Genomic DNA, 16,735 nt, shown 5'->3' with positions numbered 1-16,735 from the left:
ACTACTTATGAAGTAATTGATAAAGAGCTTATTAGCTCTTTGATTTTTCCTGAAAGCGATGTTTTGGAAGATGACAGAGATGCCATACTACAGCGTCAAAACGACCTAAACCGTGCGTTAGCCTTAGGAAATTTAGAACATTTAAAGATTAAAATATTTTTTGAAGACAGCACTTCCAAAAAAATGGTGGATACAACAATTTGGGGTGTAACCGACGAAAGAATAATTCTGAAGCAAGGTGTCGTCATCCCGATTAAAAGAATATACAAAACAATTTAAGCTGTCAACTGACAGCTTTTTTTATGTTTTTTCCGCATAAAATCTTCATTAAGAAATTATAACATTTTATGTAGATAATTTTAACAAAGAGCTGTTTCTAAAAAAAGTAACTTTAACCTAATGAAACCCATCTACCTACATTTCTTAATAGTTTGTTTCTAAGTTCTTTCTAATGTTTTGGATTTTTGGTAAAACAAATGAATAAAAAGGGGAAGTAATCATAAGCCTTATATGTTTTCCAAATATAGCTCATTTATCAATAATCAAAAATCGAACATTATGAAAACAATTGCAACATTAGTAGTAGCATTAGGGCTTTCGTTTACTATATCAGCCCAGGAAAATGAGAAACAAACTTTAGAAGACGAAGCAATCGACCCAAGGAGTTTACCGGAAATTGTAATTAAAAAAGCAGGTGATGACTTTTCAGTGTATTTGCCAGAATATGAAAGCAAAGATGAAAAAATAAGAGCTTTGCAAGATGCTTTTATTGCTTATGATTTAGGTAAGGATTACGAAGGATACGAAAGTTATTTAGTAACCATGAAAATTGAGGATGGTTCGTTGGTAGCCACATACAATGAAAATGGAAAGTTACTTCGTGTTGTTGAAAAATACGACAATGTAAAATTGCCAATGGCTGTAATTTATGGGGTCTATAAAGAATTTCCTGGGTGGAAAATTGTTAAAGACAAATATCTCTATGCGCAGGCGGATGGAGATGTCTTGAAAAAAGAATACAATTTAAAACTTGAAAAAAACAAAGAAACCAAACGAATAGTGGTTAATTCTAAAGGAAAAATACTCAAAGGATAAAAGAAAAGCTGCCAATTGGCAGCTTTTTTTATTCTGTAAAATCTAAATCCCGATTATGAGTTTCAGCGACTGTTACAGTAGAATAGATTCCTAGTCCAAAAGCAACGAATCCAACGACAGCGGCTGCAAAAATAACTCCGTTATTAATTTTTAAGTTATCAAATGATAAAAGCATCACCGGAACTAAACCGCGTACCATGTTGGGAATTGTAGTTGTGGCAGTACTTCTGATATTGGTTCCGAATTGTTCGGCGCCCACTGTTACAAACATTGCCCAATAGCCAGTTCCCAAACCAAGCCAAGCGCAATAGAAATAATACATATTCTCAGACATCTTTCCAGAGAAAAGTAATAATCCAACTCCAATGATGGTAAAAAGCATCATGTACAAAATCGCTTTTTTTCGGGAATGAAGCCAATGAGAAATAAATCCGCTAGCAAAATCTCCTGCTGAAATTCCAACGTATGCCCACATAATTGCTTTACCGGGAGTAATGTTTGAAATTCCCATAACCGGAGCAAACTGATTGGCCATCATCGCTAAAATCCCGATGCAATACCAAGTTGGTAAACCAATGGCGATACATTTTATATATTTTACGAAGCGTTCCCAATTCGTAAAGAAAGAAAAGAAATTTCCTTTTTGTATGTTTTCTTCGTGTTTGATATCATTATAAATTCCAGATTCGACTACGCTAACTCTAAGAAATAAAAGCAGTAAACCTAAACCACCACCAATAAAATAGGCAATCGTCCAATCTCCAGCTAATTCCACCGTAAGTTGTGCAACGACAGCTCCAAGTAAACCGAAACCAGCAACAATGGAAGTTCCGATGGCGCGTAACTGTTTAGGAAGAGATTCGGAAACTAAAGTGATTCCTGCTCCTAATTCTCCTGCTAAACCGATTCCTGCAATGAAGCGCAAAATGGCATAAACCATTGTTTTGTCTTCAAAAGGCATTTGCGGAAGAAATCCACAGGCAATATTGGCTAACGAATACACCAAAATGGAACCGAAAAGTACTGAAAGTCGTCCTTTTTTGTCGCCTAAAATTCCCCAAAGAATTCCGCCTAATAATAATCCGGTCATTTGATAATTTAGGATAATAGTTCCAGCGGTATCGACATCGAGATTCAAATCTTTTAAACTAGGAACCCGAACAATTCCGAAAAGTAGTAAATCGTAAATATCTACAAAGTAGCCTAATGCGGCTACAATAACAGGGAAGGAGAACAGGTGTTTCAGTTTCTGGTTTAGGGTGAATTCTTCCATTTGGTTTTTGGTTTGGTGTTCAAAAATAGAAAAAAGATTGATTTAGATAAATATCTTATGAAATAAGAATTTAGTTCACGACCATGACTGTCTAGCCCTGATGGAAGCGACACCTTGTAAAGCGTACAGCAGGAAAACGGATTCTAAAAATGCACTGTCCAATCGCTGCAAAAAAATACCCGACTGATTCCTAAAAACCAGTCGGGTATAACCAAAAACCAAATAAAAAATATGAAAAAACTAAAAATTTATTCCTGATGTGATTGGTTTCTGAAAACCAATTGTCCGTCGAAACTGTCCAACAAAATGATGCTGTCCGTTGTTACTTTTCCGGCAAGGATTTCTTTGGAAAGTTCGTTTAAAACTTCCTTCTGAATTACTCGTTTTACCGGTCTAGCTCCGAAAGTTGGGTCATAACCTTTTTCGGATAAGTATGCGATTGCTTCTGGTGTGGCATCCATCGTAATGTGTTGTTGCGCCAGCATTTTAATAACGCTCTTCAACTGTAAACCAACAATTTCTTTGATGTTATCGCTGCTTAATGGCGTAAACATTACAATTTCATCGATGCGGTTGATGAATTCCGGACGAACGGTTTGTTTCAGTAACCCTAAAACTTCCACTTTGGCAGCTTCGGTAGCCGCTTCGATTCCGCCTTTTAGGTTTTCAAACTTTTCTTGTATAATGTGGCTTCCCATGTTGGAAGTCATGATGATAATCGTGTTTTTGAAATCGGCAACGCGACCTTTGTTGTCGGTTAAACGGCCTTCGTCTAAAACTTGTAACAGAATGTTGAACGTGTCCGGATGTGCTTTTTCGATTTCATCCAATAATACTACTGAATATGGTTTTCTTCGAACGGCTTCTGTAAGCTGACCACCTTCGTCATAACCAACGTAGCCCGGAGGTGCACCCACTAAACGGCTTACGCTGTGACGCTCCTGATATTCGCTCATGTCGATTCTTGTCATTGCATTTTCATCGTCGAATAGATATTCTGCCAAAGCTTTTGCCAATTCTGTTTTACCCACACCTGTTGTTCCCAAAAACAGGAAGGAACCGATTGGTTTTTTCGGATCTTGTAATCCGGCGCGGCTTCTGCGAACGGCGTCACTTATGGCTTGAATGGCTTCTTCCTGACCGACTACTCTGCGGTGTAATTCGTCTTCAAGTTTCAGTAACTTTTCGCGTTCGCTTTGCAGCATTTTGGTTACCGGAATTCCAGTCCATTTGGCTACAACTTCAGCGATGTCGTCGTGAGTTACTTCTTCCTTGATTAACGATTTATCCGATTGATTTTCCTGTAACTGTTTTTGTAAAGCGTCCAGTTTTTCCTGAGCATCTTTAATTTTTCCGTAACGGATTTCGGCTACTTTACCGTAATCACCATCGCGTTCGGCACGTTCGGCTTCAGCTTTGAAATCTTCAATTTGTTGCTTTACTGATTGAATATTGTCCACCAAATCTTTCTCCGATTTCCAACGGGTGTAGACTTCGTTGCGTTCTTCTTTTAAGTTGGCTAAATCTAATCCTAACGATTTCAGTTTTAGTTCATCGTTTTCGCGTTTAATGGCTTCGATTTCGATTTCCAACTGCATGATTTTACGATCCAAAACGTCTAATTCTTCCGGTTTTGAATTAATCTCCATGCGTAATTTGGAAGCGGCTTCGTCCATTAAATCGATGGCTTTATCGGGTAAAAAACGATTGGTAATGTAACGTTGTGATAATTCTACCGCAGCGATAATTGCATCGTCTTTGATTCGTACTTTATGGTGTGTTTCGTATTTCTCTTTAATTCCTCGTAAGATTGAAATAGCACTTTCAGTATCAGGCTCATCAATATTTACTTTCTGAAAACGACGTTCCAAAGCTTTGTCTTTTTCAAAATATTTTTGATACTCGTCCAAAGTTGTTGCTCCGATAGCTCTTAATTCTCCGCGTGCTAAAGCAGGTTTTAGAATGTTTGCAGCATCCATAGCGCCTTCGCCACCGCCAGCTCCAACTAAAGTGTGGATTTCGTCAATGAAAAGGACGATGTCGCCTTCCGCAGAAGTTACTTCTTTTACTACCGATTTCAAACGCTCTTCGAATTCGCCTTTGTATTTCGCACCGGCAATTAAGGCTCCCATATCTAAAGAAAAAACTACTTTGTCTTTTAGGTTTTCGGGAACGTCTCCAGCTACGATTCTGTGTGCCAATCCTTCTGCGATAGCGGTTTTACCAACTCCGGGTTCGCCAATTAGCATCGGATTGTTTTTGGTACGACGCGATAAAATCTGTAATACACGACGGATTTCCTCATCACGACCGATTACCGGATCAAGTTTACCGTCATTGGCTAACTGATTTAAGTTTTTCGCGTATTTGTTCAGCGCATTGTATGTTTCTTCGGCAGATGCAGATGTTACTCGTTCTCCTTTACGGATTTCGGTAATTGCAGCTTCTAAACCTTTTTCGGTTACGCCTTGATCTTTTAAGATTTGGGCAACTTTACTTTTCGATTTGAAAATGGCTAAAATTAAATGTTCGATGGAAACGTATTCATCGTTCATTTTTTTAGCGATGATGTTGGCTTCGTTTAAGGCAGTTCCGGCTTCACGGGAAAGCATGATGTCTCCACCAGAAACTTTCGGAAAACTCTGAATAGTACTGTCTAAAATCTGTTTGAACAGGTTTAGGTTTACATTTAGTTTTTTTAGGATGAAAGGCGCAACGTTTTCGTCCACTTCCAAAATTCCTTTGAAGATGTGTTCGTTTTCCAGCTGTTGCTGACCGTTGGCTTGTGCAATTTGCTGTGCAATTTGCAAAGCCTCTTGCGATTTAATTGTTAAGTTATTTAAGTTCATATTGTTTATTATTGTGATAGCTAGTTGTTTTGTTTAACTTTGCAATGGAATAGACAATTTGTGTTCCAAAGTAAAAATCAGGACAAAATGACTGATTTTGGTTGTTTTTGGAGTTTGTATTAAGACAAAATGTCTGAAATTAAGACAAAATATGGGATTTTTTAATAAGATATTTGGAGTAAATAAATCAGAAGATACAACACCTGAATCTTTCTGGATGTATTTGGAAGAAACGCCGTTGGATGAAATTGTGAAAATTTCTTTCGAAAAACCAGTTGCAATTTTTAAGCATAGTACAAGATGTTCAGTTAGTAGAATGGCTTGGAATCAATTTTCAAATCAGTTCGATATTGAATTTGAGAAAATGGGATTGTATTTCCTGGACTTATTAGCTTATCGTTCCATTTCTAATGAGGTTGCTGAACGTTTTGGAGTTGTTCATCAATCACCACAGCTTATTGTCATAAAAGAAGGTAAAGCTATTTTTGATACTTCCCACAGCGATATTGATGCTGAAGATTTAAAACAGTTTATATAAAAAAAGCCGGGGTTCAATCTCCGGCTTTTTAATTTATTGTTTCACTATTTTTTGAGTGAACTCTCTGTTGTCCAGCTGAACAAGTAGGATGTAGGTTCCATTTGCCAGTTTACACAGGTTTAATTCGGTAGTTTGATTGTCTTCTTTGATTTGTGAGTTTTCTGAATGAACGAGTTTTCCAGTAACATCAAAAACGGAGAAAGAGGCTTTTGTCGTTTGTATTCCGTTTAAACTAATCGTAAGTAATCCTGATGTTGGATTCGGATAGGTTTTTATTTCAGTAACTTCAACCAAACCTGTATTTTCAGAGCCAGTACTCATTTTTGCAGCACAATTGATTGCAGTAACCGATCTTGTCCCATTGGAATTATTTGTAGTTCCAGCTGTATTCTTAGCAATCATGTAATAAGTATAAGTTGTCCCGGCAGTAATCAGATAGGTGTTCAGAAATGAAGTACCAGTAACATCTTGTGCATATAAATTACCGTTTCTGTAAATGTCGTACGAGGTTGCATTAGCAGAAGCTGTCCAAGTTAAATTAATAGCACTCGTTGTTCCGCTACAAGTTGCAGTTGCGGTTACTGTAAACGATCCAGGAACACAAGTTACACCAGTTGCAGTTTTTGTGCCGTTGGAATTGTTTGTACTTCCGGTTGCGTTTTTAGCCTTTACATAATAAGAATAATTTGTTCCGGGCGTAATCAGGTAAGTGTTGATGAATTGTGTCCCGGTAATATCGCTCGCATACAAAGACCCGTTTCTGTAAATGTCATATGAAGTTGCGTTAGCAGAAGCAGTCCAATTTAAACGGATTTGACTGGTTGTTCCATTACATTCCGGAGTTAATGTTAAAGTGAATGAACCCGGTAACGGAGCAGCACATGTGGCGCCCAAATTTGATTTTAAAGAATTGAAATAGGATAGTGCAAAGGTATCTCTCCACGTTGTGCTAGTCAATTTCGTAGCATCTGCAGAATCAACAAAACCAAGTTCGTTTAAACATCCGGTAGCGGAAGAATATCTTAGAACGCCCAAATGATAGCCTAAATACGTATTGTCTTCAACACATCTACGGTTGTTTAAGGCACCATTGGTTGCCATATCGTTTTGGATTTTTTGAGCAAAAGCAATATCTGGAGCCGTGTTGGTATCAGTATGAGTACAATAAAAAGTCTCCGTTCCGGTTCCGCCGCCTGCATTACAGTGAACGCTTAATAAACGATCTGCATTCCAGTTGTTAGCCATGGTTGCACGTTGCGTTACCGATGTCCAACTGTTTAAATTAGTGGTTCTGGTCATGTAAACGGTCCAGGCGGTACATGAGTTTTGAATTAGATTTCGGGTACGTAAGCCCACTTCAAGTGCTGTTTCAATTTCTGTAGCGGTTCTGCCGTCTGGGTTGTCGCTTGTAGTGGCTCCATAACCATGTCCGGGATCAATAACAACTATCTGAGCCTGAATTGCAACGGTGCCTAAAAGTGCGATAAGAAAAGTAAATAGCTTTTTCATGACTTAGAATTTTAAAGTTGATGTATAGATTTTTCCAGTTCTTTCTTCCGAGAAAATAATTTGATTGTTTCCGTAAAGCGATGGGAACATTTCAATCTGATTTTCGGTGGAAGTTAATTTACGAGTGTTTGAATTCTCAACATCAAACAATAAGATTTCAGAATTGCTGATGTTATGACCATCACGGCTTTCATCTAAGAAACCAATCAGGAATCGATCGTCAGAAGACCATGCAGTGGCAATTCCTTGTCCGATTAATTTTCCTTTTTCGGAACCATTGACATCATAAACCCAGATTTCAGCTCCTTTGTGTACCGCAACTTTTGTTCCGTCATTGGAAAGTATAGCGTTGTAGTATTGCCCTTCATCACCTGTAACCAACCAGGTTTTTAAAGTTTTTACATTGGTAGCTTCAATTCGTAAAGTCGAAGGATTTGTGTGAACTACAACATCATTTTTTCCGTTGTAGGATGGAAGGAAATTGTGGTTGATGTCTAAAGATGTTATTTTCTTTGAGCTGATGGAATAACCCTTAACTTTTGCATCAGAGAAGTATTCTTTTTCTTTTTTCTCTTTGTAGTAGAAAGTATTGCTGTCCGGATTCCAGGAATAACCATAACCAATGCCTTCGTTTGGAGAAATTGGAGTGATTTCCTGTGTTTGAATGTTCAACAGAAAAACACCATGATTGTGTTCTTGAGTTAGAATAGCATACTTTCCATCCGGAGAAGCTAAAGGATTTGTAAATTCCTCCTTAAGCGAAATTTCCTTAACTCTTGAAACTTCTTGTGCCTGCAACTGTAATCCCAGCAGCAAAACAGCACCGAGTACTAATTTTGTTTTCATAATTAAAATTGTTTTTGGATAGTAGTAAATGTATTACAAATTAATTTTAAAAACAAAAAAACACCTTGATTATAAGGTGTTTAATTTTTATTGATGAGAAATATTATCTTCTAAACTTATTCCGTGTGATAATGGCTTTTAGTTTCGCTTTCAAATCTTCGCCGGTGTCGTAAACCATTTGTTCGTTGCTTGGAAACGGAACAGCTCTTCGTTCAAAATACGGTAAATAACTGTCATCACAAGCGCGTTTGTCTCCGTTGTAATTAGCGTAAATGTGTTCGAAATTGAATTCACTTGCTAATGGGAAAGTTTCTATCAACTGATTGGTTCTAAAATCAATATAATCCACTTTAGCCGTAACCTGACAAGCTTTGAACTGACTGAACTCGTAAATATTAACTTTAATCGTTTTGAAATTATCTACTTTAATCGGATTTCCTAAGCTGTCTTTTACTACATTTCCGTTAGAATCCAGTAAGGTTTTCGTTCCGTCTTTAATTTGCTTTTCTTTGATGAACTCTTTTTCCTTAACCTGTTCCGGAGAAATATTAATCTGACGGAAATTCACAATCATTCCATAATCATAATTGATTCCTTTTTGTTTGTTGCTGTGATACACCGTCCATTTGTCATTCAAACCGAAAGTACTGAAATCTAACAAATCATTTTGCAAACGCGCCGGAATAACCATATTCGTTTCGTTTTTCGTGTAAACGTTAACGAAATCGGTTCCTTTAAACATCGCTTCGTCCATCAATTGCTTAACATCTTTATAACCAGGATTGATGTTTTCCAAATAAGCAAAATCATCATATGCACGACGATAGCTCATTTTATCATTGGTTTTCAATAACAATTTTGAATTGTCGTACAAATATTTCGACAACGCGTTTTTACTGTTTACAATCTGATCAGAATAATTCTCAAAAGGGAAAATAGCATTTCTGCCTTCTTTTATCAAACGCAACGGCAACAACGGACGAATTTTCTCCTGACGCGCATTCAACTGCAAATACGTGTTGTAAATTTTCTCCAAATTTGCAGGGTTGGCATCTTTAGCCAACATCTCAACAGTTCGTAAATCACGTTCTTTGGCTTTGGCAAACGCTTCTTCCATCAAATAGATATAATCCTGTTTACCTTTAGAAGTTTTGTTGGTACGCAAAGCTTCGGCTGCACGATGAATTGCACCGTCATAATCTCCGTCGCTTAACATGCTTTGGGTTTGTTTCACTCCGCAGGAATAAATGAAAAGCACCAATAAAAAGAGAGAAGTAATTTTCTTCATAAATTGTAAGTTTTAGCAAAAATATAATTTTTCAGGAGCTTTTCCCGCTATCCACTATATCTTTTTGTCTTACGAAAAGTAATACAAAAAGGATGCCGTTTCTATCGAGGCTAGGGAAATAGTTTTAAAAGGATAAAAAAAACTCCGAAGGATAATTTTCGGAGTTTAGTATGTGTTTTTATTATTTCGTCGGAATAGGAGGAAGCAATTTGCTGGAAACTTCTCCAAAACCAATTCGTACTTCATCATTGGTACAGTAACCTTTCATGGTAACCGTATCGCCATCGTTGATGAATTTGCGCTCGGAACCATCTTTCATCTGGATAGGATTTTTTCCGCCCCAAGTAAGTTCCAACATCGAACCGAAAGAATCTTCAGTAGGACCGGAAATCGTTCCGGAACCCATCATATCACCAGAGTTGATTCTACAACCGTTGATTGTATGGTGCGCCAATTGTTGGCTCATCGTCCAGTACATGTATTTTAAGTTCGATTTACTCACCAAAGTTTCCTGATTATTTTCAGGTGTGATTGATACTTCTAAATTAATATCAAAAGCGTGGTCACCAGTTTGCTGTAAATACGGAAGCGGCGTCGGTTCCTGTTTAGGCGATGCACAACGGAAAGGTTCTAAAGCGTCCATTGTTACAATCCAAGGAGAAATAGACGAAGCAAAGTTTTTCGCTAAGAATGGTCCAAGCGGCACATATTCCCATTTCTGGATGTCACGTGCAGACCAGTCATTCAACAATACCATTCCGAAGATATAATCCTCAGCTTCTCCAACTGGAATGTTTTCACCCATAAGGTTAGCATCAGTCGTAATGAAAGCGGTTTCCAATTCGAAATCAACTAAACGGGAAGGACCGAAAACCGGAGCAGTTGCATCAGCAGGCATCGTTTGTCCCATCGGACGATGTACCGGAATTCCTGAAGGAACAATTGTAGAACTTCTTCCATGATAACCAACCGGAATGTGTAACCAGTTCGGCAACAAAGCATTCTCCGGATCACGGAACATTTTCCCAACATTGGTAGCGTGCTCTTTACTTGAGTAAAAATCCGTATAATCACCAATTTGTACTGGAAGCTGCATTTCTACATCGGCTATATTGAAGATAACTACTTCTTTGTGAGAAGCATTATCTCTTAATTCAGAGTTGTTGGCATCGAAAATATCAGCTAGACGGTTACGAACCAATCTCCAGGTTTTTTTACCGTCGGAAATGAAATCGTTTAACGTGTCCTGCATGAACATGTCATCGGTTAGTTCAATTCCTTCAAAATAACCTAATTGCTGTAAAGCACCCATGTCGATAGCATAATCACCGATTCTTGTTCCGATGGTTACGACATCTTCTTTAGTAATAAAAACTCCGAAAGGAATATTTTGAATCGGGAAATCACAGTTTTCAGGAACTGACAACCATGATGTTCTATTAGGATCGTTTGCTGTTATAGGCATGATGTTGTGTTTTTTATGAATGTTGAATTTTCAATCATCAAATATACTTTCAATTGGGATTTTACCAAACTCTTTTCGTATTTTTGAGCTCGATTTAACAAATTTATTGAAAATGCAACGCGACGAACAAATTTTCGACTTAATTCTTGAAGAACAAGACAGACAAATCCACGGATTAGAACTTATTGCATCCGAAAACTTTGTAAGCGACCAGGTAATGGAAGCTGCAGGTTCGGTATTAACCAACAAATATGCAGAAGGCTATCCAGGTAAAAGATATTACGGAGGCTGTGAAGTAGTAGATGTTATTGAGCAAATCGCTATCGACAGAGCTAAAGAACTTTTTGGTGCTGAATATGTAAACGTACAGCCACATTCCGGATCACAAGCGAATACTGCAGTTTTTGCAGCGTGTTTGAAGCCAGGAGATAAAATTTTAGGTTTCGATTTATCGCACGGTGGTCACTTAACGCACGGTTCTCCGGTAAATTTTTCTGGTAAATTGTACAATCCGGTTTTCTACGGAGTAGAGCAGGAGACAGGTCGTTTGAACTACGATAAAATTCAGGAAGTTGCTACTAAGGAACAACCTAAATTGATTATCGCTGGAGCATCGGCGTATTCTCGTGATATGGATTTCAAACGTTTCCGTGAAATCGCAGATTCAGTAGGAGCAATCTTAATGGCAGATATTTCTCACCCGGCAGGTTTAATCGCAAAAGGATTAATGAACGATCCGATGCCGCATTGTCATATCGTAACCACTACAACGCACAAAACATTGCGTGGTCCTCGTGGTGGTATGATTATGATGGGGAAAGATTTCGAAAATCCTTGGGGATTAACAACTCCAAAAGGTGAAATTCGCATGATGTCACATGTGTTGGATATGTCGGTTTTTCCTGGAAATCAGGGTGGTCCGTTAGAACATATTATTGCTGCTAAAGCGCTAGCTTTTGGTGAAGCTTTAACAGATGAGTTTTTTACCTATGCAATGCAGGTTCAAAAGAATGCTAAAGCCATGGCTGAAGCTTTCGTAAAGAGAGGTTACAACATCATCTCTGGCGGAACAGACAACCACATGATGTTAATCGATTTAAGAAACAAAGGAATTTCCGGTAAAGAAGCTGAAAACGCATTAGTAAAAGCGGAAATCACTGTAAATAAAAATATGGTTCCTTTTGATGATAAATCACCGTTTGTAACTTCAGGTATTCGTGTTGGAACGCCTGCAATTACTACACGCGGTTTGGTTGAGTCTGATATGGAAACTATTGTAGATATGATCGACAGAGTTATCATGAACCACACTAACGAAGAAATGTTAGAAGAAATTGCCGATGAGGTAAACGATATGATGGGAGAAAGAGCGATGTTTGTTTTCTAAACATCATTTAACTATATAAAGAAGTCTCTCAGTTTGAGGGACTTTTTTGTTTTTAAGATATTTTAACCCTTTTTAACTATTTGCATGCAAAATTTATGAATTGGAATAGTTTTTGATTTATTACTTTTGAAAAATTAACAGCCAAAGACGTGAAGTATCTTTTTACATTATTTATTGCATTATTCGTTGTAGCGGTTGGATATGCTCAACCCGATAACGGAACGACTACGGTTGTAATTCCGCGTTTGAAAGATCCGGAAGTAAAAGCAAATAATGAAGCTGCAAAAACCGCTGAACCACGTTTCAAAGCCATGGAATTTGCCACTTCTGTAATGGATGATGATAAAAAATACACGTTTCCTAAAGAAGGTAATTCCACTTTTCAGATAGGAGAATCCAAAGATATGACTCCGGAAAAGTTTGCTAATCCGAGAGAGATTCCGGGTAATGCTTTGCCAAAAGGACAAGGCGATGAAAATACCAAAGTTTTCAGAAGAAATCAATCCTTTGGAGAATTCCGTACAAAATCAAATACAGTTCGTATTATTTGTCGCGACCATATGGCGGAAGATGGCGATTTAGTTAAAGTGATGGTTAACAGCATGGTTGTGAATGCCAGAGTATATCTAACTAATGGTTATAAAACAATCACTTTAGGACTAACTCCTGGATTTAATAAGATAGAGTTTGAAGCTTTAAACCAAGGAACTTCCGGCCCGAATACAGCGGAATTTCAGATCTATGACGAGAAAGCAAATAAGATTACCGGAAATCAGTGGGATTTAGCCACAGGATTCAAAGGTTCGGTGATGATTATTAAAGAAGAATAATTATTTTACTTTTAAAGTCATCTGATACAAATCGAATCCTTCAGCCCAAAAATCCTTTTCAGTTTTTACCAATACAAATCCTGACTTTTCATAAAACGGATACGCAAATTGTGATGTTCGAACAGCAACCGTTTCAATATTTGGATTGTTTCTGAGTAGTTCTAATCGGTGTTGAAGCAGTTTTTTACCAATGCCTTTTCCCTGATATTGCGGATGAATTAAATCCCACGAAATTCGGGCGGTTTTATCGTCGTAAAAATAATTGATACCACCGCTTCCAATAAGTTTGCCAGCTTCTATTGCTACAAAATAGTCTTCGGTTTCATGGTTGAGGTACTCAATAAAATCATCCACTTCGGACGGCGCGAAATAATCCGGAACGTTTAGTTTTAAAACGGCTACTAAAGTATCGAAATCGTCTTCTTGATAGGCTCGAATCATCTTACTCTTTAATCACTAAATTATATTTCGCTAATAATCCTTTAATACCATCCGATGAAAAGATTGCTTTCTTGAGTTTTGTTTTTTCAGGGTCGATGGTGTAATCAAAACTTGTGTAAAAATCAGCTTTTTCACAGTTAGCATCAGTAAAAACAGCTAAACGTAAATTGCAATTGTCAAAAAGTGCTTCGGATAAATCGGTTTGCATAAAATCAACGCTTACCATACTGCAATTGGTAAAACTGATTTTCTTCAATTTCAAGGCATAGAATTGCGCATAATCCAATAAACACGTATTGAAGTGAAACTCATGAATTACCTGATCGGTCATCGCAAAATTCACCGAAGTAAAGTTACAATGGTTAAAAAGTGCATTCCGAAAGCCAACATGACCAATCTTAGCATCCTTAAAATTGCATTCGTAAAAAGTACAGTCGATAAATAGTGTACCGGTGAAATTGGCCTGAGCAAAATCGCAGTTTATAAACGTACAGTTTTCAAACTCTTTTTGACAGATTTCGTATTGGGAAAAAATATTGTTTTTGTATTCTTTGTCGTAAATAAAATCAGAAATCATAAGGTAATAGACTTTTTAACGTTAGTCTTCGTTGGCAATTTTTTCAATAATCGAAAGGCTAATCGGCTTACTGATAAACCCTTTAATGCAATCGTAAGCTTCTGCTTTTTCTTTGTCTTCGCGAGCGATGGAAGAACTCACGATGTAAATATTGCTATTGTTTTGCAATTCTTTTCGTAAACGCGTTATTTCATCCAAGAAATCCCAACCATCCATTAAAGGCATTTCAATGTCCAGAAGAATAACTTCAGGCAAAATAAGGTTTTCTTTGATGTAATTGATGGCTTCCAATCCGTTACTGAATGAGTTTACTATTGGAAAAAAAGCACTCTTCTCGATAACTTTTTTGGTTACGAGCTGATAGATTGGGTCGTCATCTATTATGCAAATTGACTGCTTGCTCATCGTTTGAAAAATACTTTAAAAGTAGTTCCGATATTCAATTCACTTTCCACTTCAATTTTTCCCTGCATCGTGTCAATCTGATTTTTGGTGATGAATAGTCCTATTCCTTTCGATTCCGGATTATCAGTAAACGTTTTGTACATACCGAACAATTTGTTTTTGTTTTTGTTCAGATCAATTCCTATACCATTATCTTTTACAGATAGCACAAGGTAGTTATTTTCTTCGTAACAAGTCAGTTCAATTACAGGATTTCTTTCCGGATGCGCATATCGTAAAGCGTTGGAAATTAAGTTAAGAAGAATACTTTCCAGATAAGCAGCATTATATTTTATACGAACGGAATTGTCAATAGAATTGATGATTTTAGCCTCTTTTTTGACAATTTGATTACTTAAAATAGCTTCCGTTTTAACAATGTTTTCTCTTAAATTAAGCCATTCAGTCGAATGATTGATTTCAGTCTGAATGGAAACCACTTCGTTGAGGTTGTCCATGGTTTCATTAAGTGTTTCAGATACTTTTTTCAGTAAACCAATAAGTTCTTTCTTTTCGGCTTCATCGTCACTTTCCTCAATAAGATTAGTCAATGAATCGATATTACTGGTGTGTGAACGTAAGTTATGCGACACAATATGAGAGAAATCCATAAGGCGCTTGTTTTGCTCGGTAACCAATTGCAACGAATTGTTGAGGTCGATTTCAAACTGTTTGGTTTTAGAAATGTCAATCAGAATTCCTCGGAATTTAAAGGAGTCATCGTCTTCAATAAAAACACTTACGATGTCCCGCATCCACAATATGTTACCTTCTCGGTTAATCATTCGATATTCCCAGATATGTGGCCTTTTCTGTTCGGCACATTCTTTAGAAAATTGCATGACCCATTCTCGGTCATCCGGATGGATGTGGTCGTACCAGAAATTATCATCATTTATCCATTCTTCTGCAGAATAACCAAGAATATCTTCACATTTCTTGCTGACGAAAGTAACTCCCGGCTTATCCGGATAACCTTCCCAAACAATTCCATCTACAGAGTTTATTAAGGACTCGATTTTTTGGCGCGATTGTAAAAGTTCTTTTTCGGCTTGTTTTCGTTTGGTAATATCTTCAACAATTGTCATGTGGCTTGTTGGTTTTTCACCTTTTGACCAAAGCGGAGAAACCGTAATGTTAACCCAAATGATGCTGCCGTTTTTATGAAAATATCTTTTTTCCAGAGAAAAACCTTCAATTTCTCCATTGCGCAAACGTTCCATTTGCTTTAAATCAGATTCTAAATCGTCTAGATGGGTAATCATCATGTAATCCATAATTTTGATTTCATGATGTGAATAGCCAATTTGTGCACAAAATTTTTCGTTAGCCTCAATAAATGTACCGTTTACTGAATCTGTATGAGTAATTCCTAATCCGGCGTGTTCAAAAAGCGATTTGAAAAGCAATTCGTTCTTGATGATTCTTTCTGTTTGAATTTTTACAAGGTTTTCCAGTTCGTACGGACGTCTTAAAATCATATTGACAAAGAAACCGCTCAAAATGGATACGATAAACGTTAAAAAGAAAACCGGAAAAAACTGCATTAATAGCGCATTGCCGTTCTTTTCAACGATGTACAGTTTCCAATCACCTTCAGGAATTGAAATGCTTTTGTATGCTTTGGATTTGAAATTTATATCCTCGTTTAAGAAAAACTTCTCAACTTTAGTGTCCGGATTAATTTTTGAAAGTTCGAAAAAGAAACGATTATCTTTTGTGGTACTGATTCCGGCAGCCTGCATGAAGGTTGAAAATCGTATCACAACAGCAGAAAATCCCCAGAATTTTTCTTTTTTATAAACAGGTAAACGTCCCACAATTCCTAATCCGCCTTGTTGCAATTCAACCGGTCCTACATAATACATTTTTCGTATTTGAATTGCCTTTAAAGCAGCGTCTTTATGCAAAGGACTCGTTAGAATGTTGTAATTCATGGCGGCCTCATTACCTTTTAAGGGATATGTGTATTTGATAACGCCACCAGGAACCAATTGCACTGCGTCAATGGAATTATTGTAGCTTAAAAGTTGTTTTCCGACTTCGTTAAAGTTCTTCGGATTTCCATTATCATCAATAGTAAGTGCTAATCCGGTTGTTGTAGCGTAACTGTTTTTTAACGTTTGTTCGATGTTTCCGTGTACAATGGAAAGCAGGTTTTCCATTTCAGCCTGTTGACTTTTTTTTACAACC

General features: G+C 37.2%; 15 protein-coding genes. 5 read left to right on the top strand and 10 right to left on the bottom strand.

Going from position 1 to position 16,735, the window contains the following annotated elements; genetic code table 11:
• A partial coding sequence (locus RUH60_RS07830) for a hypothetical protein (RefSeq protein ID WP_313807100.1) occupies positions 1 to 279 on the top strand: 279 nt, incomplete at its 5' end.
• Positions 280 to 558: 279 nt separating this feature from the next.
• Positions 559 to 1,095 carry a hypothetical protein gene (locus RUH60_RS07825; RefSeq protein ID WP_313807098.1) on the top strand — a complete coding sequence of 179 codons (537 nt, stop codon included), beginning with the start codon at positions 559 to 561 and terminating at the stop codon, positions 1,093 to 1,095.
• Between the two features lie 28 nt (positions 1,096 to 1,123).
• Here RUH60_RS07825 and RUH60_RS07820 read toward each other — a convergent pair whose 3' ends face one another.
• Positions 1,124 to 2,368 (bottom strand): MFS transporter, encoded by a 1,245-nt coding sequence (locus RUH60_RS07820; RefSeq protein ID WP_313807096.1) that lies wholly within the window; start codon positions 2,366 to 2,368, stop codon positions 1,124 to 1,126.
• 248 nt (positions 2,369 to 2,616) lie between these two features.
• The gene (gene clpB, locus RUH60_RS07815; RefSeq protein ID WP_313807094.1) at positions 2,617 to 5,217 is read right to left on the bottom strand and encodes an ATP-dependent chaperone ClpB; all 2,601 of its coding nucleotides are present in this window, start codon (positions 5,215 to 5,217) and stop codon (positions 2,617 to 2,619) included.
• 151 nt (positions 5,218 to 5,368) lie between these two features.
• Here clpB and ytxJ point away from each other — a divergent pair, with 151 nt between their 5' ends.
• Positions 5,369 to 5,755, top strand: coding sequence for a bacillithiol system redox-active protein YtxJ (gene ytxJ, locus RUH60_RS07810; RefSeq protein ID WP_313807092.1), 387 nt, complete (start codon positions 5,369 to 5,371; stop codon positions 5,753 to 5,755).
• A gap of 33 nt (positions 5,756 to 5,788) precedes the next feature.
• Here ytxJ and RUH60_RS07805 read toward each other — a convergent pair whose 3' ends face one another.
• The 4 genes from RUH60_RS07805 to fahA all read right to left on the bottom strand — a co-directional run bounded on the left by RUH60_RS07805 (position 5,789) and on the right by fahA (position 10,863).
• On the bottom strand, positions 5,789 to 7,264 hold the full coding sequence (locus RUH60_RS07805; RefSeq protein WP_313807090.1) for an N-acetylmuramoyl-L-alanine amidase: 1,476 nt from the start codon (positions 7,262 to 7,264) through the stop codon (positions 5,789 to 5,791).
• Between the two features lie 3 nt (positions 7,265 to 7,267).
• Positions 7,268 to 8,110, bottom strand: coding sequence for a hypothetical protein (locus RUH60_RS07800; protein WP_313807088.1), 843 nt, complete (start codon positions 8,108 to 8,110; stop codon positions 7,268 to 7,270).
• Positions 8,111 to 8,213: 103 nt separating this feature from the next.
• Entirely contained in the window at positions 8,214 to 9,398 is a 1,185-nt protein-coding gene (locus RUH60_RS07795) for a hypothetical protein (protein WP_313807086.1), read from the bottom strand.
• A 181-nt stretch (positions 9,399 to 9,579) separates the two neighbouring features.
• Entirely contained in the window at positions 9,580 to 10,863 is a 1,284-nt protein-coding gene (gene fahA / locus RUH60_RS07790) for a fumarylacetoacetase (protein ID WP_313807084.1), read from the bottom strand.
• A 112-nt stretch (positions 10,864 to 10,975) separates the two neighbouring features.
• Here fahA and glyA point away from each other — a divergent pair, with 112 nt between their 5' ends.
• Entirely contained in the window at positions 10,976 to 12,250 is a 1,275-nt protein-coding gene (gene glyA, locus RUH60_RS07785) for a serine hydroxymethyltransferase (RefSeq protein ID WP_313807082.1), read from the top strand.
• 149 nt (positions 12,251 to 12,399) lie between these two features.
• Entirely contained in the window at positions 12,400 to 13,080 is a 681-nt protein-coding gene (locus RUH60_RS07780) for a hypothetical protein (protein ID WP_313807080.1), read from the top strand.
• Here the strand turns inward: RUH60_RS07780 and RUH60_RS07775 are convergent, their stop codons facing one another.
• From RUH60_RS07775 to RUH60_RS07760, 4 genes are read right to left on the bottom strand one after another with little or no spacing between them, the layout of a single operon-like run.
• Positions 13,081 to 13,521, bottom strand: coding sequence for a GNAT family N-acetyltransferase (locus tag RUH60_RS07775; RefSeq protein WP_313807078.1), 441 nt, complete (start codon positions 13,519 to 13,521; stop codon positions 13,081 to 13,083).
• Position 13,522: 1 nt separating this feature from the next.
• Complete coding sequence (locus RUH60_RS07770; RefSeq protein WP_313807076.1) at positions 13,523 to 14,098, bottom strand: pentapeptide repeat-containing protein; 576 nt, start codon at positions 14,096 to 14,098, stop codon at positions 13,523 to 13,525.
• A gap of 21 nt (positions 14,099 to 14,119) precedes the next feature.
• A complete protein-coding gene (locus RUH60_RS07765; RefSeq protein WP_313807074.1) occupies positions 14,120 to 14,503 on the bottom strand; it encodes a response regulator in 384 nt (127 codons plus the stop codon).
• Positions 14,500 to 16,707: a PAS domain S-box protein gene (locus RUH60_RS07760; RefSeq protein ID WP_313807072.1), complete on the bottom strand. Its 2,208-nt coding sequence runs from the start codon at positions 16,705 to 16,707 to the stop codon at positions 14,500 to 14,502. The genes RUH60_RS07765 and RUH60_RS07760 overlap by 4 nt, the downstream gene beginning before the upstream one ends.
• Between the last annotated feature and the right edge of the window lie 28 nt (positions 16,708 to 16,735).

The sequence above is a fragment of the Flavobacterium sp. genome (genome assembly GCF_032153895.1).
Classification (GTDB): domain Bacteria; phylum Bacteroidota; class Bacteroidia; order Flavobacteriales; family Flavobacteriaceae; genus Flavobacterium.
Note: the sequence above shows the minus strand (reverse complement) of the source record. Positions and strands in the feature narration are given on the sequence as shown.